The following is an 18,770-nucleotide window of genomic DNA, read 5'->3' on the forward strand; positions in this document are numbered from 1 at the left end:
TAAATGTGTTAAACAATTTACCCTGGAATGAACCGCCACTATCCTGGCTAAATGCTGAAGAACAAAACGAATTAAAACAGCAAGCAGAAATACATAACTACAAACTTGGCGAAAAAATTTGGTCACAAAAATTAGGTAGTGATGCTTTTGGCAAGCGAAACTATCAATTTTTGATTGTCGCTGGTAAAGTGCGTTTACGAGAGGAAGAAGAAAATAAAACCGTAGCTACTTTACAAGCAGGAGATTGGTTTGGCAACTGTCAACCATTATTTGCTGATTGTAAAGCTGTAGCTGCTAGTAAGGAAGTTATAGTTGTGTGTTGGAATTCGGCTTTGTGGAAAAAGGTTTTAAATCCTCAAGTTAATGAATTTTGGAATAATTCAACAGAGGTAGAAGAAATTGAAACTATTTTACCAGTTCCTAATTCTCCCATTTCTTCACCTTCACATCCTGCTAAATGGGAACAACCCACAATTTCTAATTATCCCTTTGTAGGAAGTGGAAATACAGGTGCAGCTTGTTTAACAATGGTGGCGCAATATTTACAAAATCCTGTGCAATTAGAATGGGTACAACGTCAGTTGCGAGGACAAAAGCCGAAAAATCTGGTAGAAGCAGGGGAGAAATTAGGGTTAGTATTGCGGAAATTACAGGTTAATTGGTATGAATTACGCCAATTAACTTTTCCCGCCGTATTGTTGTGGAATCAAGGTAATCAGGAAGATAAAAATCCCCAATTTAATTGGGTTGTAGCTTATGGCATAAAAGGCAATTTTTTAATTATTGCTAATCCTCAAAATCCTGATTATATTTGTGAACATTTACCTCAATCTGTGGTGGATAATTGTTGGGATGGTACATTATGGCAAACTGAACTAATTTCCCAGCAAGAGAAATTTAATTTAGCTTGGTTTACTCCCGCAGTTTGGAAATATCGGGGTTTATTAGGTGAAGTTTTATTAGCTTCCTTTACCTTGCAATTATTGGGTTTAGCTTCTCCATTAATTACTCAAGTCATCATTGACAAAGTGATGGTACAAGAGAGTTTAGCTACTTTGGATGTGATGGCGATCGCCCTCTTGTTTGTGGCGACATTTGAATCTATCCTGGGTATGCTGCGGCTATTCATCTTTACCCACACAGCCCGGCGTTTAGACTTGAGTTTATCGGCTCAACTTTTTCGCCATTTAATGCGTTTACCCTTGGCTTATTTTGAGTCGCGGAGAGTGGGTGATACAGTTGCTAGAGTCCAAGAATTAGAACAAATTCGCCAATTTCTCACAGGTACAGCTTTAACCGTCATTCTTGACAGTATCTTCGCTGTAGTTTACCTGGGATTAATGTTTTATTACAACATTCCTCTAACATTTGTAGCCTTAGCCGTCTTACCATTATTTGCCACATTAACTATTATCGCCACACCGATTTTGAGAAATTGGCTAAATGAAACCTTTAACCGGAGTGCGGACAGTCAATCATTTTTAGTTGAGACAATCACCGGCATTCATTCTGTTAAAGCCCATGCCGCAGAACCAGTAGCGAGAGAACGGTGGGAAGGTTTATTTGCCCGCTTCATTCGTACCAGTTTTAAAGCTTCCACCACATCTAATATTAGTAGTAATATTGGTGACTTTCTCACTAACTTTTCTACCTTAATTATCCTGTGGTTTGGGGCAAAATTAGTAATTGATCATCAACTAACCATTGGTCAATTAATTGCCTTCCAAATGTTATCAGGAAGAGTGACAAGTCCCCTATTACGGTTAGTCCAGTTGTGGCAAAACCTCCAACAAGTGCTATTATCAGTAGATAGAATCGGTGATATTCTCAACGCTGCCCCAGAAACAGAAGCCGGCACAGGATTAGTATTACCACCCCTCAAAGGTGAAGTTGATTTTGACCAAGTTTTCTTTCGTTATCATGCCAACACCGAACCAGTATTAAAAGGCATCTCTTTTAACATTAAACCAGGACAATTTGTAGGCATTGTCGGCAGAAGTGGCTCAGGAAAAAGTACCCTTTCTAAACTTCTCCAAAGACTCTATCAAATTGAGTCAGGACGAATTCTAATTGATGGATTTGATATCAAAAGTGCTGACTTAGCATCTTTAAGACAACAAATAGGCGTAGTTCTCCAAGAAGACTTTTTATTTAATGGTTCAATCTTGGAAAACATTACATTAGGCAATCCAGATATTACCTCCGAACAAGTTGTCGAAGCCGCCAGATTAGCAGTAGCCCATGACTTCATTAGTCAACTACCTTACGGCTATGAAAACAACGTAGGAGAAAGAGGAACAGCATTATCTGGAGGGCAAAGACAACGCATAGCATTAGCCAGATTATTCCTAGCATCTGCACCAATTCTCATCTTAGATGAAGCCACCAGCGCCTTAGATAGTGAAACCGAACAACAAGTATTACAAAACCTCAAAAATGTTTCCTCTAACCGCACAGTATTCTTAATTGCCCACCGTTTTGCCCCCCTCAAACGTGCTGATTTAATCTTAGTCATGGAAAAAGGAGTAATAGCCGAAAGAGGAACACATTTAGAACTATTAAAACAAAAAGGGTTGTACTGGTCACTTTATCAAAGACAACAAGCGAATATTTGAGACAGACTCTTAATTCTTCTTTGCGCCTTTGCGCCTTTGCGTGAGAAAGAAGTTTAATCCAAAACATTCAAACCCAAAGCCACAGCCCCCCATAAAGGTGCATCATCACCCAATAATGCCCGCACAACCTCAAAATTCACCTCTGGGAGTGCGGTTTCCCTAGCCACCTTTCGCACCACAGTCCAGAAATTATCCCCAGATTTGGTAACACCACCACCTAAAACAAACCGTTGAGGATTCATGAGGTTGGCGACATTACCAATACCGACCCCCAAAGCCCATGCACCCCTGTATAATACTTCTTGTGCTATTTCATCTCCGTTGGCTGCTGCGGTGCTGACGACTTTGCCTGTAAGTAAGTTGAGATTATTACCAGTCAAATACCTGAGTACGTCTCCTCTGATTTTACCGTTAGTGCTAGGTGGTTCTTTCTCCAACATTTCCCGTGCATTTTGCGCCATGTAGGGACCAGAAGCTAAACGTTCTACACATCCCCGTTTTCCACATAAGCATAAGGGACCTCTAGGATCTACCACAATATGTCCAATTTCTCCCGCCATGCCTAATGCACCTCGCCAGGGCTTACCATCAAGTATCCAGCCTCCACCTACACCTGTACTAATGGTAATGTAAAATAGGCTATCATATCCTTGACCAGCCCCAAAGCGATGTTCACCAACAGCAGCAACGTTAGCATCATTATCTATACTGGAAGGTGCGTGATAATCTTCTTCAAGTATTTGTTTAAGGGGAACATTTTCCCAGCCAGGAACGTGATGAGATAAGCGGACTAACCCTGTGGTGGCATCCACTGGACCACCAAAGCTGACACCAATGGCATCCGGCTTTCTTCCTTTTAGCACGGAATCAATGAGCGATCGCATGATTTCCAAATCAGTTAAAGCATCACCATTTGTAGGAGAAAATCGTGATTCATGATCCAACCACTCCTTGCCACCAGCCTTAACTGTTGCTGCTGCCAATTTTGTCCCGCCAAAGTCTAGAGCTAAAATTAATGTCATATAATTAAAAATAGGGAATTTACGAAACAACTATCAAGCATTCACCATTATTACTGAATAACAATTTTGCTGTAGTTCATTATGAAACCGTCTTCACTATTTGGATATAAAATATTTCTATATTGATCATACTTATGTCCTATATGTAACCTAATTCATTACTAGGACTTACGCACGCTCACTAACTTACCATCATATGAATGAACGAAATTGCGTCGTTTTCGGCTTTGGGAATAACTTATTGAGTAGGGTGTGGTTCGGCAAGCTCACCAACCACGTCAGATAGAGGAAATCTGTTTTTTACCAAATTATTGGGTCTGACGCACCCTGACGCACCCTACAAGAGATAAAATCCACATTACATATTTATAAAACTTTGTCAATGCGTAAGCCCTATGATTAGTTCAAGATAAAGATTTACATCTTTATATTTTTTTATCAGACAATTGAGAATATTTCGCAATATAGATAAATTAAGATATAATTTACTAACTAGCGAATGTATTTCATTCGGTATCCATCAAATAAGTCTTGAAGAAGGAGTCAGGAGTCAGTAGCCAGGAGTCAGAATCAATCAGTCGAGGATTCAAACCTGCGACTGATTAAAGACCACCAAATCGTAGATTTGGTGGGGGTCTTAAACCCAGTTATTCATCCGCCACTCGCACAGAATTCATTCTGAATTCTGACTCGGTGACTCCTGAATTCTGTTCGATAAATTAGCCGTAACCATTTTTAAAATAACTCCTGTAAATTATAAAATAATGCTGTATTTTTAATTATTGTATATTTTTGAATAGTTTTTGAGATAATTTTTTCAATAGGATTTATTTAAGCAAAAGCAATTTAAAAAATCAGGATTTTATCTAAACATTGACCATTAACTTTCTACTTGAGTAAGTCTAAATGAATAAACTTTTTTGTGCAGATAATTCACGAGAAATCCAAGAAGATATCATTGGTAGCGCTACCAACTACCAAACCTACATTTTAATAGAATGTCCTACCCCTTGGGTTTATGAAGCCTTTGAATCTAAATGGGTACCAGATAACTTACGCAGTTTAGTAGAAAATATAACCCGCGATCAACTACCAATTCGGTTTCTATTAATTGCCAATGATGAATCCCATAGACGACAAGAAACAACCCTATTAATTTATCAACAGCAACAGGGATTAAGTCAAGGATACCGAAAACAAGAATTTAAATTACCAAATATTGAACAAGTCGCCGGAGTTGTCAGTAAATGGTTAGCAGGGATGAGTGTTGATTATGAAATAGAATCCAGTATTACCAGAGATATCTTAATATGTACTCATGGTAGCCATGATCAATGTTGTGCTAGATATGGCAATCCTTTTTACTTTTACTCTCAAAATACAATTGCTGATTTACAGTTAAATCACATCAGAATTTGGAAGTCAAGTCACTTTGGAGGACATAGATTTGCTCCTACAGCCATAGATTTTCCCCAAGGAAGATATTATGGCATCCTCGATCAAGATACCTTTAAATCAATTCTTACCCACACTGGGGATATACAATGTTTACATAAAGTTTATCGTGGTTGGGGAATATTGCCAAATCCCCTCCAAATCTTGGAAAGAGAACTCATGCTGCGTTTAGGTTGGGATTGGTTTAACTATCAAGTAACAGGTAAAATCATCGAAAAAAGCTTAGATAATCATACAATTATTGGTGAGTTGAGTTTTGAACAACCTCCCGGTACTCTCTACACTTATCACGCCAAACTTATAAAAGATGATGTGAAAACACAAACAGTTAAGGTTTCTTGTCATGCTGCCAAAGAAACAGTATGTTTGAAATATGCTATATCTAATCTTTGGCTGGTAGGGAAGAAAGTGGCAACTTATAGTTAAAATATGGCAGGAGTCAAGAAGAAGCTTAAGTATATACTTAAAAGAAAACTATAGGACTCCTATTTGAGTTATGAACTAGTTTTTTTAACGAACCACAGAGACACAGAGGACACAGAGGTAGGAAAATAAGAGATGTTCACATTTCATTTAGGATTGCTATAGTACAACACGGCATAAATAAACCAACCATTCTAAATCGTTAAAAAGCCTATACTGTCTTCGTTTTGACTTTTGACTTTTGACTTTTGACTTCCGCCCTGGGGTACTAGACTCCTGTATAAAATTAAATTTTATGGAGTAGAAAAATAAAAAAATGTCTAATAACCGTTCTGGAATCTTTATTGGTGGTTTGATGTTGGGAACAGCTATCGGCACTTTAGTCGGTTTATTAGTTGCTCCGCGCACAGGCCGCGAAACCCGTAAACTAATTAAAAAATCTGCCAATGCTATCCCCGAATTAGCGGAAGATATTTCTACCAGTGTCCAAATTCAGGCAGATCGTCTTTCTAGTAGCACCCTAGACAACTGGGAAGAAACTGTAGATAGATTGCGGGAAGCGATCGCTGTTGGCATAGATGCTACCCAGCGCGAAAGCCAAAGTTTCCACAAACAAAATACTGTTGATATCAGCAGCACCCTAGACGAGACCGATTCCCTGACTGAAAAACTAGAACGTTCATAAATGCCATAAGTAGGTGAACACAATAAAACCAACCTGTGTAAAGAAACATAAAATCGCTGAAAACTTCTTTACTCTTGCCCTTGCCCTTGCCCTTGCTATAACGACAATTTTCAACGCCAACCTACTTAACCGTGATTGATCCTTTATTTTGGCTGGGACTATCCATCCTCCTAGTTACTGTCAGTCTAACAACCGTTTTAGTGGCAGCCATCCCCGCTTTGCAGGAATTAGCCCGTGCTGCTCGTAGTGCCGAAAAATTCTTTGACACCCTTTCACGGGAGTTACCGCCTACTCTCAACGCTATCCGCGACACCAGTATAGAAATAACAGACTTAACTGAGGATGTTAGTGAAGGTGTCAAAAGCGCCGGTCAAGTTGTTAAACAATTTGATCAAAGCCTGGATAATGCCAAGAAACAAGCAGAAAGTATGCAAATCGGCACTCGTAGCGTCTTCATTGGCTTTAAAGCCGCGTGGAAAAGTTTCACACGCCAAAAAAATCCCAGGAAAAATACAAAAACACTTGCCAATCCGAAAACCGAATGAGAAACTACCGAAACATACAGCAGAAGTCAGGACTCAGGAGTAAAATTGGCTTTGCAGTTATACTCAAAACGGCTAGAAGCTGGACTTTTTTATCATACAAAGAACAAGGTTCAAAGCCTCTCCAGTATTAAATATTATTCCTTTTCCCTCTCCTCTTAGGAGAGGGTTAGGGAGAGGTGCAAAGGAGAGGTTTACCAGAGGGGTTTCATATTTGGTTAAACTATGAACCGTTTCAATTTGCTGTATCAAATTTAACTATCTGCATATTTAAGTATTGATACCATCAAAAATCAAGCATTTTTATGGAGTTTATTCCAATTTCTTGATCAGATTTTGTTAAGATACCTAAATATTAGAGTAAAGTAAAGAAGTGTAAAGAAATATCACTTTTACATTACGCTTTAAAAAGCACTTGTTACATTATCCTCTTGATTTTATAGTATAAAAACGTTCATGCACCTGTGTTTTTGGCGACGAATTTTAGTATCAATTGCCGTATTTTGCTTTGTTGGCTCAATTTTAGCAATTGATTCCCCATCAGCCCTAGCTTATGAAAATCCCGATTTACTACCCAGCTTTGTAACACCAGTAGTAGATTTAGCAAAAACTCTCCCTGACCCCCAAGAAGAAAAGCTAGTTAAAGAATTAGAACAGTTTGAAACTGACACCGGTTGGAAACTGCGCGTTTTAACTCAGTACGACCGTACCCCAGGTAGAGCAGTGATTAAATATTGGGGTTTAGATGATAAAAGTATTCTTTTGGTAGCAGATGCCCGTGGTGGTAACATCCTCAGCTTTAGTGTGGGTGATGCAGTTTATGAATTCTTACCTCGCACGTTCTGGATTGAACTACAAACCCGCTTTGGTAACTTATATTTTGTTCGTGAAGAAGGAGAAGATCAAGCCATTCTCCAGGCTCTAAATTCAGTTAAAGGTTGTTTACTCAAAGGTGGTTGTAACGTCGTTCCAGGACTACCTAGAGAACAATGGATACTCACCCTTGTTACCTCCGCTGTTGGCGGGATTATTTGTGGTTTTGCTGGCCAACCCCGTGGCGATAAAAAAATAGTTGCTTGGCAATGGGCATTAATTTTCTCACCTTTATGGGGAATGTTATTTATTGCCTTCGGTATTGCTCCAGTTATTACCCGGACAACCGATTGGTTGCCTCTAGTCCGCAATATTTCCGCTTTTGCCATTGGTGCTTTAGTAGCTTATTTATCTCCCATGCTGAATCGGATTTCTCCCGATGCTGAATCCTGAAAAATGACTGGGGAATAGGGATTAGGAAGGGAAATTTGCAATTTTACAGTTCAAACTCCAAAATACTGATAAGCTAAAGGCTAATATATAAGAAGCTAAATAGCAATGGAATGGCACGTAACTGATGCTCAGAGTTTGGCAATTATTGATAATGAAATTGGTGATCATATTTTTTCACCAGCAGAGTATGAAATCGTCCGTCGCGTAGTTTACGCTACAGCCGATCTTGAGTATAAATCCTTGATTCGGTTTTCAGAACAAGCATTACAAGCTGGAGCAGCCGCCTTAGCTACGCGAACTACTATTGTGGTAGATGCGCCAATGGTGCAGGTGGGTATATCCCACGATATTCAAAATACGTTTGCTAATCCAGTGTATTGCAGTATGGAAGCACTAACACGACCCCAAAAGGAAAAAACCCGTGCAGCTTGGGGCATTGAAACTCTGGCTAGGCGTTATCCAGAAGGGATATTTGTAGTTGGTCAAGCACAAACAGCCTTAACTGCACTGGTGGAATTAATTGAAGCGGAAGAAATTAGACCCGCTTTAATAGTTGCTACCCCAGCAGGTTTTATCAATTCAAAAACTGTAAAAGAACGATTACAAGAATCCTTAGTTCCTTATATTACTGTTGAAGGTCGCAAGGGTAACGCTGTCGTAGCTGCTGCTATTGTTGATGGTTTAGTGGATTTGGCTTGGCAAGCCTATGGACAGGATAGAAATGTAGGCGGATGATGTAGGGCAGGGGGTAGGGGGAGTAAGGGGAGTAGGGGGAGTAAGGGGAGTAGGGGGAGTAGGGGGAGTAAGGGGAGTAGGGGGAGTAGGGAGCAATTTTTCTTTTTTCCTTCTTTCTTCTTTCTAACTCCTGACTCCTGACTCCTGACTCCTGATGAAGGGCGCAGGCCCTGCGCCCCTACTTCCTATTTCCCGAACGACGGCGGGGTTTTCTCTCCTGGTTCGCACGCAAGCGCACACTAACCTCGTTGAAAAAGTCTCTGCGGACATAGGGGTAATCACTTACCCATAAATCACGACTAGGAATATATATATCGCTGAATTCTTCAATAGTGCTTAAATCAGAACTATTGGACATAACCACCATTTCAGCTATTTGTCCACGAGCAATGACTTTATGAGCGTTACGTAGTGGAGCTTCAAACTCCACAGTAAATCCTGTATCGTCGCCTATTTCTAAGTTAATCCGCTTTTCGCGGTTTTCGATGATGACTAACTCACCTTTACTATTCACGGTTTCCTGTTTACCCATTAACCGATCCGTAATCCACCAGTCTAACACTCGTCCCCGAAAAAAGCCACTGTATTTGTAACGGCGGCATTTTCTATTGCGTATACTTGCTTGGAATATGGGATACCAAAGCCAAAAGAAAGCGCCAAATACCCCAAAGAAGAATATTAATCCAAATTCTAATCTAAACAAGAATTGTATCAGCAGTAGTACAGCTAAGATCACCACAGAAATTAGTATCCGTTGCACAAAACTGCTTACTTTCCCCCAATAGTATTTATATTGTGGTCCAGAGGCAATTAGGGGGATAATTTGTTCAAATTTTTGGCGAGTTAAGGGAACGAGCATATTTTACATTTTGGATTTTGGCTTTTGGATTTTGGATTGGAAAATCACCAATCGAAAATTGCTAACAGTTAAAGTATTTTTTCTAGCCCATATACTAATGACTTTAGCTGATTAACTTTGCGAATGGCTAATATTACTCCTGGCATATAACAGGCGCGATCGCTGGTATCATGACGTAAGGTATAAATTTGTCCTGCTGCGCCAAAAATTACTTCTTGGTGGGCAATTAGTCCTGGTAAGCGGATACTATGAATTCTAATCCCTTCGTCTGCTAAACTGCCTCTAGCTCCGGGTATTTTCTCCGTTTCTTCCACAATAGCAGTATTAAAAGTTTTGCCCATTTCCGCTAATAGTTGAGCAGTTTGAATGGCTGTACCGCTAGGAGCATCAGCTTTTTGGTTATGATGGAGTTCGATAATTTCTACATGATCAAAATACTGGGAAGCTCTGAGGGCGGCTTCTTGGAGTAGTACCATACCAATGGAAAAGTTAGGAATAACTAAACAACCCGTACTGGCTTTTTCGGCAAAATCAGCTAATTCTTCGAGTTTTGCCGGACTTAAACCCGTAGTTCCCACAACTGGACGAATTCCATAGGCGATCGCACTGCGAATATTATTATAAACTGCATCAGGATGAGTAAAATCAACTAATACCCCCGGCTGCATCTGTCTCTCCCCAGCCACATACGCCAACATTGGCTCTAATTGATTCGTAATTGGTACTTCCAAGGGTTCACTTAAACCCGCCAATTCCCCCGCATCTTTACCTTGATGTTCAGGAGTTGTGTCAATTGCACCCATTAAAGTCAAATCAGATGCTGCTGCTACCGCTTTAATTACCTCTCGTCCCATTTTACCAGCCGCACCGTTGACAATAACCGGAATAGAAGTTTGATTGCTCATAGATTTAAGAATTATTTTTAATTCAACAAAGAAATTGTCTCACAAGAGATAACCAACGGCACAGAAGCCACTTAATCTTCTTGGGTTTGAGGATTTTCGCTTTGCCAAACTAGATAATTTAAAAAGCTAAGAACCTCTTGTAATTTATCATCAGGGATGACTTCCAAACTTCCAAACGTTGTACTACCTTGTTTCTGAGTTTATTCATCTCTGTAATACTCTGAATAGTTTTTAGTATGGATTAATTTCAACCACTTCGGTGATCATCATTACTATCAATTGTGCCACAAGAAATCCCTTGTTAATCTCGCCAGTTCTCAATTTGCAGGTTTGGGATTCTTTCAAATTCCCGAACGTTAGCAGTTACAATAATTAGTTTATGGGTGATTGCAGTTGCGGCAATGAGGACATCGTAAGCACCTATCGGAGTTCCTGCCTGTTTTAGAAAGCTCCTGATTTGAGCAGTTTGTTCTGCTTCTGCTTCTGCAAAAGGTAAAATTGTCACAGAATTAAGAAACGATATAATCAGTGGTTGAATTTTGATGGCTCGTTGGGGATTTATTGCTAATCCATACTTCAATTCGATTGATGTTACTGCGGAAATAGAAATATCGTCAGGGGAAATCAGCTTTAGTCGTTGTAATGTATTTGGATCACCTTTAACAAAATCACTGACTACACAAGTATCAAGTAAATATTGCATAAATTCAATTAAAAATATTAAACTGAAAATATGGTTTCATCAGGTGGCAGCAATTCGTCTCGATAGGACTCAAAGGTAATACTATCTGCAAAACCTTGGTGTTGCAAAATTAGATTCGACCAAGTTCTAGTTTTGTTTTCTAGAAATGTAACTAATACAGTGCCTTCGTGAATGTCCTTTGGTATTTCAGCAAGTTGGATTTTTCCATCTTTATAAATTCCCTGAACAGTTTTTAGCATGGATTAACCTCTATCAATTGGGTGATCATCATTACTATCAATTGTGCCACAAGAAATCGCTTGTTATTACCCAAAAACTAAATGTTACTCATAAATCTTACTACGATGAGCGATCAGAATAATATTAACCAAAACTACTTCATCATCAATGGAATAAACAACTCGATAATCTCCAACTCGATAACGATAATAACCTGAATAATTACCTTTTAATGGCTTAATATTAGGATGAAAACTAGGATTTTCTTCAAGTGTTTGAAAACATCTTGCTAATTTTTTCGCTAAGGTTTTATTGCTTTTAGCAAAAACTTTTTCTGCCTCTAATGATAATTGAACTTTATACGTCATCTCTAATCATCCGCCAATCTTTTACCTTCCCTTCTTGAACTTGTTGTTTTGCTTGTTCAAAAGCAGATTCAAACCCAGAAATTTTTAATAATTCTTCTGTTGCATCTTCATTTTCATCATTAAGTAAATCACGTAAAAATTCAGCAATAACTATTAGTTTTTCTGGAGATAATTTATCAATATTTTGTTTGACTTGATTACGCATTTGAGTTGTATTCATAATCTATATGCCTCATAACTATTCTTATCATATCGCTATTCGCTGTTTGATAACGATTTTACCCTTCATGAGCTACAGGTTGTCCATCTTTCAGGGTATAAATATCTTCTTCTGGATCATGAAGAAAAGCAAGGCTAGGGTTATTTGTAACAGGATCTAACCAAGTTTGTTCATTAAGTTCATCTGCTTGTCTTGCCAAAAAATCAGTTAAAACCTGACGAATTAAATTTTCTTCGGAAATGCTAAGATTATCAGATATTTTTTGCAAAATTTGGTCTTCTGTTTCTGAAAGTGAAATTAGCTTTTCTAACATTGGTAAAATCCTTTCTTAAAATCAGATAACTTAAGGACATAATAACATTATGTCCCTACAATCGCACTACCAAACCCGACCAGCAGGTAATGAAACCCCTTAAATCTTCAGATCCCCGACTTCTCAAAGAAGTCGGGGATCTTTCTCTTATTGACATTTTCCCAATTTGTGTGATATGTTTAGACCAATGCCTCTATATCTTTCTGGAAAAAAACTTTCCGCCAGAGGCGGAGGGGTTAAGAAGGGAAAAGAGAAAGAAGGGCAGAGGGTAAAAGAATAAAAGTATAAAGGGCTACAAAGTCCTGAACGAAGACACGACCCGAAAACCGCAGCAGTAGTAGCGATGGGCACGCAAATGCCTATTGCGACCCGCAGACCGACAATCCCCAGCGCCGCTGTCCCAAGAACCGCCGCGCAAGAGTCTCGTAACGCTACCGCTCTGACTGTTCCAAGCACTGCCATCTTTAGGCGCATTTATATAATTTTCATGCCAGTCATCTTCGCACCATTCACAGACATTCCCGTGCATATCGTACAAACCAAAAGCGTTAGGGGGAAAAGTTCCTACATCTGTGGTTTCTTGTCGATATTTGCCTTTTGGTGCGGAGTTGTAGGGGTAATTACCATCATAATTAACTAAATCTGTGGTGATGTTGTCACCAAAAGAAAATGGCGTTTTTGTCCCGGCTCTACAAGCATACTCCCACTCGGCTTCACTGGGCAATCTGTAGTTTTTTCCTGTCTTTTGAGTTAACTTTTGACAGAATGCGACTGCATCATCCCAATTAACATTTTCAACTGGGCGGTTATCGCCTTTGAAAGCAGAGAGATTAACACCCATGATAGCTTGATATTGTGCCTGTGTCAATTGATATTTTCCCATAAAGAAGCTGGGAACTGTGACTTGATGTTGAGGACTTTCATTACTACTTCTTTCCGCTTCATTTTCCGGTGAACCCATGAGAAAAGTTCCTCCGGGTATGGCTATCATTTCCAATTTAATCCCATTTCCTAAGTCTTCGGTAAATGATGATGTGGGATTGATATTTAAGTTGGTATTTGTTGGTGGTTTAGGTAGGTTTGTTGGTGGAGAAATAAACTGAGAAATTTGTGGAAAAGCCTGTTCTTTCGCTTGTTCTCGAAGCAGTTTAAGTTTCTCATCTTTGATAGATTCCTGCACCTGAACAACAATCTCCCGCCGTGCAGCAGCCTTAACATAACCCAAACCAATAGCCCGCTCAAAATCTTGACAAGCCGCCTCAAAATCACGCCGCTTATAGAAATCCTCACCCCGGCGATAATAGGCATTCCCCATATCCACCCTGTCAGTAATTCCCAGCAACTCCCAAACCTGATAAAGAGAATTAAAATATGACTCATCCTCTGGTTTTGCCACCTCCACCAACAAAGGCATAACAGGCGTAGACAACTGCCAATCTATCCCTCGATAGGACAACCAAACCTTGAGAGAAGCATTAACCTGGGCAATACCAGCCTCATGGCTAGGAAGTTTGATTAAACTAGCCGCCAACTCCAACCGTAATTCAGACTCCCAATCAGGAACTTGTCTGATTAGTGCCTCATATAGTGCCTGATAAATCTGCACACTTCCATCAATAAACTGTCTCTTTATTTCCTCACTCATGCCTGAAAGCAACCCCGGCAACAATTCAGGTAATAAAGGTAACAGATGACGATCTGGACTCGTATTCAGTAAAAAATATTCATCCGTCACCCACCCAGCAATCATAATGTGACAGAGAGCCACAAAACGTTTAAGTTGATCCCAATCTTTAGGCGCAATATGATAATTTCGAGCTAATTCACGAATATCATCACCGCGATTTAGCCACATCTGTTCCCGTTTAATTACCGCTTGATTAGCTTGGTATTTAGCCACAAACTCCTCACCATAATCAGCAATCCATTCAGCTTCGCTAGTCCCCTCCTCAGCCCGATTACGAAACCAATTCTCAGTCCGCTCTTTCACAAAACCATACAAAACTTCTAACCAAGAAAAACGCATACAGGTGTCATAGCGTTGCTTAACATCTCCTAAACCCCAATAGGCATAGCTAATAGATAAATTTTCCCCTTCTAAAGTAGATTCTAAAATCAGTGTCGGTTCGCTCTGTAAGCCGAGAAAGATTTGCCTTGCAGCAGCTTCACTATTAAATTGTTTACTCGTCCATGCACCAGCTAAATAATCAATGTGACGATGATGAGTTTGGTATTGCTGAAAGAATTGCCGTAACTCTTCTTTCAAATACTGTTCCATTTCTGGAAAGCCTTTAGCATTGGTAGGTTTCCGACTGTCATCGTAATCTAAAACAGGAGGCGAAACGAAGACATTTAAGGGCAAAATATCCCCATACATTCCTCTTTTTAATAAATCCTCTGCTACTAACCAAATCGCCGAATTTTTTTCCCGTTTTTGTTCATGGATGACATCAATGGCAGTTTGGCGATCAAATTGTCTTAATTCCCTTGCCAGATCAATATCTTGCGCTTTGAGTTGGATTTGCAGTTCTTTTTGTTTTTCAAAAAAATACTTTTGCATATCTGCTTTAAAAACTTCAATCTTTTCAGTGAAGGCGCGACTAAGTTCACCCTGTTGAGATTGAAATTCTTGATTTAATTCTACTAATCTGACTTGCAAATCTCGATCTAAATCTTTCTGTTCTTTTTGAAATGATAAAGCCTCTTGTTGTTGAGTTCTTTGCAACTCACGATTTAGAGCATTTTCATAAGTTTGAAAATCACGACTCAATTCAGCTAATTGTGCCTGAGCCGCCAAACCATCTTGTTGTTGTTTAGTTTGACAGACTAATCTGGCGTATTCTATCCTTTCTTGAGTGTCTATTCTCTCTTTTTCTCGGACAACGATTGCTTGATGTTGCTCAACTTGAAGTTTTTGTGCTTTTTCGGTATTTTTTTTGTTCAAAGCAGTATTGGTAATTCCTACTGCCGCAGTGATTAATGAACCTATACCAAGAGCAATTAATGGAAATGGCATAATTTTTAATTATTAATGATTATTGTTGACAGTTGATTTACTAATAAGGGCGAATAAACCTTCGCCCCTGCTATACTTTCCACACCCGCCAGCCAGGGAATAAATTCCCTGTCTCATAGCTTAAGTCCGTTAAAACGGACTAATAAATTTTCCTAATGTTTAGTCATCTTTAGATGACTTTTGCTATTAGACTGGGAATATGGCTTACGCCACGCTACGCTATCATTCCCAGGCGGGTGAGCTTTTGCTTTAACCCTACCCGCAAAATCAAATAATTAAGCCGTGTTGCGTGTAATTATTGATTAAGATTTTCAGCCGCTTTTTGATGATAATAATCAGCCTCTTTTTGCAAGTAATCCGCCTGACTAAAAGACCCCTCACTTGCCCAACCTGCGGCTCTTTCCTCGTAATGCTTTGCCCAGCCTTCATTCCTAGAGGCTTCCGCATAATCGGGTGTCGCCTCACGAGGTATCACTTCAGCATGAAAATTGCTTGTGGATAAATGACTCTCAAAACTAGGGGTTTCAATATAACTAGAATTGTGCAAGTGATCAAAATTAGAGTGGAAATCACCACTGGAAAAGGAAACACAATCAGAATGTAAAATTGTGTTTGGATGCAAATCGTTTAAAAACCCGTGAGAATGTTGGTCAAGTCCCTGAGAGATTGATTCAACATGACTGGAATAACTTGAGTTTAAATCGTGATTAAGATCACTGAAGTTTTGCGCCGCATGATCAGTAACCGCATCGGGGAAATGATGAGTACCGACGATTTCCCCATGATTTAATGCGTCCATCTTATTGACCCTTTAGTTACTAAATTACAGTATCATCCGCCAAATTCAAAAAATCTGGTAAACCCTAAATACTGGTAATTATACACAAAAACAACGCTTTAGTCCAGCCTATAGCGATCGCCATTCTTGTCGGTTAGCTTAATAATTCGTTGTCTTCCTTAACATAATCTATAGGAATAATGGAATAATGGTGATCTTTATATTACACTGCAATAATTGGCGATCGCACTAATAACTTTGAGCCTGAAAATTATTGGGAATATCCAACTCAAAAACTTGATCATGAATACGAGCCACATAAAGCCCTTCTTGCAGAATTTTCTCGCGTAATTCGTTAGACAAATCAACAGAGGCTAATATGCCATAAAGTCGTTTGTTTTTGTGTTCAGGAAAAAAGTTACGAAACCGTTGTAAAATACTTTTTAATTGAGTAATAGAATCTTCCCTTGCATGACTTTTAACCTCAACAATATAGGCAGTATTTAGCTCACCATTAGCATAAGCAAGAACATCAATTTCCATGTGTTGTCCTCCCTTACTAACTCGCACACTGGGACTGATAACTTCCATCCCAAATTGTTGTCCCAAAATAGTTTCCATTGAAGGCAGGGCAAGACCTTCGGTAAAACTGCCAAATTTTGCACCGAGTCCCCCAATTTGTTTACCTAATTCTTTGAGTTGGCGGTCAGTTGCCTTCTGTTGTTCGGCATTCTCTTTCTGTTGCTGACTAACTTCTTTCAATAGTAGGTCAGTTTCTTTTTGAGCAGTAGCTAATTCTGCTAACAGTTGCCATACATCTTCTGATGTTGCCATAAACACTTTTTTTCCGTAATAATGTTTATTATAATCTGCCAAATTTAAAAAATCTGGTAAACCCTAAATACTGCTAACCACACACAAAAACAACGCTTCAGTCCACTCCACCACAGCCCCATAAGTATCTCCCGTATGTCCACCCAACTTATAATCAAACCAAGCTGCGGTAACAACAGAAATCACACTTCCAGTCAAAACCATCCCCACAGATAAAACTAACTTATGGGGATTAATTACCCAAACAAAACCACTCAAACCCACTAACAAAAAGAAGCTTGGCAACAAATCCAAATAAGAACGAATCGCTTGTTTATGAAATGCACCCTTACCAGTCGGTTTCAGATAAGGATATTGACAAATAGCCATTTGTTGTCCCCAACGTCCCCACCCACAAGCAGCCATTAATACAAAATAATGGTTTTCAGCTATTTCTGTTAAAGCTGTTATTTTCAAAATAATAATCACAATAGCAGACATTGCCCCAAAAGCACCAGTAGCACTATCCATCATTACCTGTAACCTGCGTTTCGGATCACCCACCGCTAAACCATCAGCCGTATCCATCGCACCATCTAAATGTAACCCTCCCGTAATTGCTATCCACGCACCTACTACCAAAGCATTACGAGTTAGCACGGGGACACCCAAATAATTCATTCCCGTATCTAATCCACCTAAAATCCCCCCAATCATCAACCCAATCACCGGTGCAAAACAAGCAACCTTCTGGAAGTCCAAATTTTGCAGATAGGGTAAGGGAATTGCTGTATAGAAAATCACAGCCGCAACTAAATTTAGCAATTGCTGTTGCCACCAGCGCAAAACATTAGCCATACTTTATATAGAGTTCCATTAGTCAAATACTTCCAGTATTCATGAATATAAATGTTCTCATCATAAATCACTCCCAGACTGACAATCTACCTCAAAAGATGAGACGATCGCCTCCTAAACTTGATATTTTGGAACTATGGGAAATTAACAATCCATCTCATTGATTGTCTGGCTGCGTTGTCACTCACCTTCCATAACCCGCTATTTCTCTATGAGTCATCATCTACCCCACACCAAAATACCAGCCCCGTGCATAGTCAACATGGGCATAGTTGTTAACAAACTCGATATCCGCCGATTGCTGAATGATTTAGGTAGAGTCCACTACATTTACACCCAAGAAAATAAGCTACTGAGTGAGGGTGACGGGGATGTAATGGAAGTATTCGCTAATTCCCATCGGTCTACCTTAGTCACCAATAATGCACTATATGTGAATGTGGATAGTTTTGATTATCTGGAGTTAAAACTATCTCCACAAAAAGAAACCTACTTCGACTTAGTTCAAGAGGAAATGTGTTTACGGTTGATTCCTCTTTCTACTCCTTTGCAAGCAAGACGCGATCGCCAATTTAACGTTACGGTTATAGAAGCGATGATGGATCAAGTCCTAGCCGCTAGATGGGATGCGGAAATTGATGACGACTGCTGTGATTCTTTTTAAAGGAGTCAGCACTATGGCTAACGCCACGCTACGCTATCGACTTCGCTCAGTGACCGTCAGGAGAAAGAATGAAGTAGAAGTAGGACTTACGCATAATTCATGGAATAACGAACCACAGAGGCACAGAGAACACAGAGAAATGAGGGTTTGAGGGATATTTTGCGTAATTCCTGAGAAGAAAGGAGGTATCACAAAACCTTAACTAAAGAAATCATATCCTCTTTGGGGTCATAGTGGATTGCGGGGTATGACCCTCACAAGACAAAAACCCCCACGAACGCCCTAAGTAACACCAAAAATGTTAAGTTGAT

General features: G+C 39.5%; 18 protein-coding genes and 1 pseudogene. 7 read left to right on the forward strand and 12 right to left on the reverse strand.

Features of this window, described 5'->3' with window-relative positions:
• Nucleotides 1-5: 5 nt before the first annotated feature.
• On the forward strand, nucleotides 6-2,615 hold the full coding sequence (locus tag AA650_RS22400; RefSeq protein ID WP_053540720.1) for a type I secretion system permease/ATPase: 2,610 nt from the start codon (nucleotides 6-8) through the stop codon (nucleotides 2,613-2,615).
• Between the two features lie 53 nt (nucleotides 2,616-2,668).
• Here the strand turns inward: AA650_RS22400 and AA650_RS22405 are convergent, their stop codons facing one another.
• Complete coding sequence (locus AA650_RS22405) at nucleotides 2,669-3,637, reverse strand: ROK family protein (RefSeq protein ID WP_053540721.1); 969 nt, start codon at nucleotides 3,635-3,637, stop codon at nucleotides 2,669-2,671.
• Nucleotides 3,638-4,543: 906 nt separating this feature from the next.
• Here AA650_RS22405 and AA650_RS22410 point away from each other — a divergent pair.
• The 5 genes from AA650_RS22410 to AA650_RS22430 all read left to right on the forward strand — a co-directional run bounded on the left by AA650_RS22410 (nucleotide 4,544) and on the right by AA650_RS22430 (nucleotide 8,743).
• Nucleotides 4,544-5,518, forward strand: coding sequence for a sucrase ferredoxin (locus AA650_RS22410; protein WP_053540722.1), 975 nt, complete (start codon nucleotides 4,544-4,546; stop codon nucleotides 5,516-5,518).
• A 313-nt stretch (nucleotides 5,519-5,831) separates the two neighbouring features.
• Nucleotides 5,832-6,200 carry a YtxH domain-containing protein gene (locus tag AA650_RS22415; RefSeq protein WP_053540723.1) on the forward strand — a complete coding sequence of 123 codons (369 nt, stop codon included), beginning with the start codon at nucleotides 5,832-5,834 and terminating at the stop codon, nucleotides 6,198-6,200.
• A 131-nt stretch (nucleotides 6,201-6,331) separates the two neighbouring features.
• Nucleotides 6,332-6,745 carry a hypothetical protein gene (locus tag AA650_RS22420; protein ID WP_035082915.1) on the forward strand — a complete coding sequence of 138 codons (414 nt, stop codon included), beginning with the start codon at nucleotides 6,332-6,334 and terminating at the stop codon, nucleotides 6,743-6,745.
• A 453-nt stretch (nucleotides 6,746-7,198) separates the two neighbouring features.
• Nucleotides 7,199-8,008 carry a TPM domain-containing protein gene (locus tag AA650_RS22425; protein ID WP_039204881.1) on the forward strand — a complete coding sequence of 270 codons (810 nt, stop codon included), beginning with the start codon at nucleotides 7,199-7,201 and terminating at the stop codon, nucleotides 8,006-8,008.
• 105 nt (nucleotides 8,009-8,113) lie between these two features.
• Complete coding sequence (locus AA650_RS22430) at nucleotides 8,114-8,743, forward strand: precorrin-8X methylmutase (RefSeq protein ID WP_053540724.1); 630 nt, start codon at nucleotides 8,114-8,116, stop codon at nucleotides 8,741-8,743.
• 178 nt (nucleotides 8,744-8,921) lie between these two features.
• Here the strand turns inward: AA650_RS22430 and AA650_RS22435 are convergent, their stop codons facing one another.
• The 11 genes and pseudogenes from AA650_RS22435 to cobS all read right to left on the reverse strand — a co-directional run bounded on the left by AA650_RS22435 (nucleotide 8,922) and on the right by cobS (nucleotide 17,795).
• Complete coding sequence (locus AA650_RS22435; RefSeq protein ID WP_053540725.1) at nucleotides 8,922-9,602, reverse strand: hypothetical protein; 681 nt, start codon at nucleotides 9,600-9,602, stop codon at nucleotides 8,922-8,924.
• A gap of 68 nt (nucleotides 9,603-9,670) precedes the next feature.
• Entirely contained in the window at nucleotides 9,671-10,507 is an 837-nt protein-coding gene (gene dapB / locus AA650_RS22440) for a 4-hydroxy-tetrahydrodipicolinate reductase (protein WP_053540726.1), read from the reverse strand.
• A 301-nt stretch (nucleotides 10,508-10,808) separates the two neighbouring features.
• Nucleotides 10,809-11,210 (reverse strand): type II toxin-antitoxin system VapC family toxin, encoded by a 402-nt coding sequence (locus AA650_RS22445; protein ID WP_053540727.1) that lies wholly within the window; start codon nucleotides 11,208-11,210, stop codon nucleotides 10,809-10,811.
• 17 nt (nucleotides 11,211-11,227) lie between these two features.
• Nucleotides 11,228-11,449, reverse strand: a complete 222-nt coding sequence (locus AA650_RS22450; RefSeq protein WP_053540728.1) for a hypothetical protein — start codon at nucleotides 11,447-11,449, stop codon at nucleotides 11,228-11,230.
• 84 nt (nucleotides 11,450-11,533) lie between these two features.
• Nucleotides 11,534-11,797, reverse strand: coding sequence for a type II toxin-antitoxin system RelE family toxin (locus tag AA650_RS22455; RefSeq protein WP_053540729.1), 264 nt, complete (start codon nucleotides 11,795-11,797; stop codon nucleotides 11,534-11,536).
• Nucleotides 11,787-12,017: a hypothetical protein gene (locus AA650_RS22460; RefSeq protein WP_039200252.1), complete on the reverse strand. Its 231-nt coding sequence runs from the start codon at nucleotides 12,015-12,017 to the stop codon at nucleotides 11,787-11,789. Before AA650_RS22460 ends, AA650_RS22455 begins: the two co-directional genes overlap by 11 nt.
• Nucleotides 12,018-12,075: 58 nt before the next feature.
• Nucleotides 12,076-12,330, reverse strand: coding sequence for a hypothetical protein (locus tag AA650_RS22465; protein ID WP_199924325.1), 255 nt, complete (start codon nucleotides 12,328-12,330; stop codon nucleotides 12,076-12,078).
• Nucleotides 12,331-12,622: 292 nt separating this feature from the next.
• Nucleotides 12,623-13,357: pseudogene (locus AA650_RS28880) on the reverse strand (formylglycine-generating enzyme family protein); the annotation flags it as partial.
• Nucleotides 13,358-15,641: 2,284 nt separating this feature from the next.
• A complete protein-coding gene (locus AA650_RS22480) occupies nucleotides 15,642-16,145 on the reverse strand; it encodes a hypothetical protein (protein WP_053540731.1) in 504 nt (167 codons plus the stop codon).
• A 228-nt stretch (nucleotides 16,146-16,373) separates the two neighbouring features.
• The gene (locus tag AA650_RS22485; RefSeq protein ID WP_053540732.1) at nucleotides 16,374-16,958 is read right to left on the reverse strand and encodes a DUF3782 domain-containing protein; all 585 of its coding nucleotides are present in this window, start codon (nucleotides 16,956-16,958) and stop codon (nucleotides 16,374-16,376) included.
• 63 nt (nucleotides 16,959-17,021) lie between these two features.
• Nucleotides 17,022-17,795 carry an adenosylcobinamide-GDP ribazoletransferase gene (gene cobS / locus AA650_RS22490; protein WP_053540733.1) on the reverse strand — a complete coding sequence of 258 codons (774 nt, stop codon included), beginning with the start codon at nucleotides 17,793-17,795 and terminating at the stop codon, nucleotides 17,022-17,024.
• Nucleotides 17,796-18,006: 211 nt separating this feature from the next.
• On the opposite strand from cobS, the gene AA650_RS22495 reads away from it, so the two are divergent.
• Nucleotides 18,007-18,459, forward strand: coding sequence for a hypothetical protein (locus AA650_RS22495; protein ID WP_053540734.1), 453 nt, complete (start codon nucleotides 18,007-18,009; stop codon nucleotides 18,457-18,459).
• The last annotated feature ends 311 nt before the right edge of the window (nucleotides 18,460-18,770 follow it).

This window comes from Anabaena sp. WA102 (assembly GCF_001277295.1).
In the GTDB taxonomy this organism is placed as follows: domain Bacteria; phylum Cyanobacteriota; class Cyanobacteriia; order Cyanobacteriales; family Nostocaceae; genus Dolichospermum; species Dolichospermum heterosporum.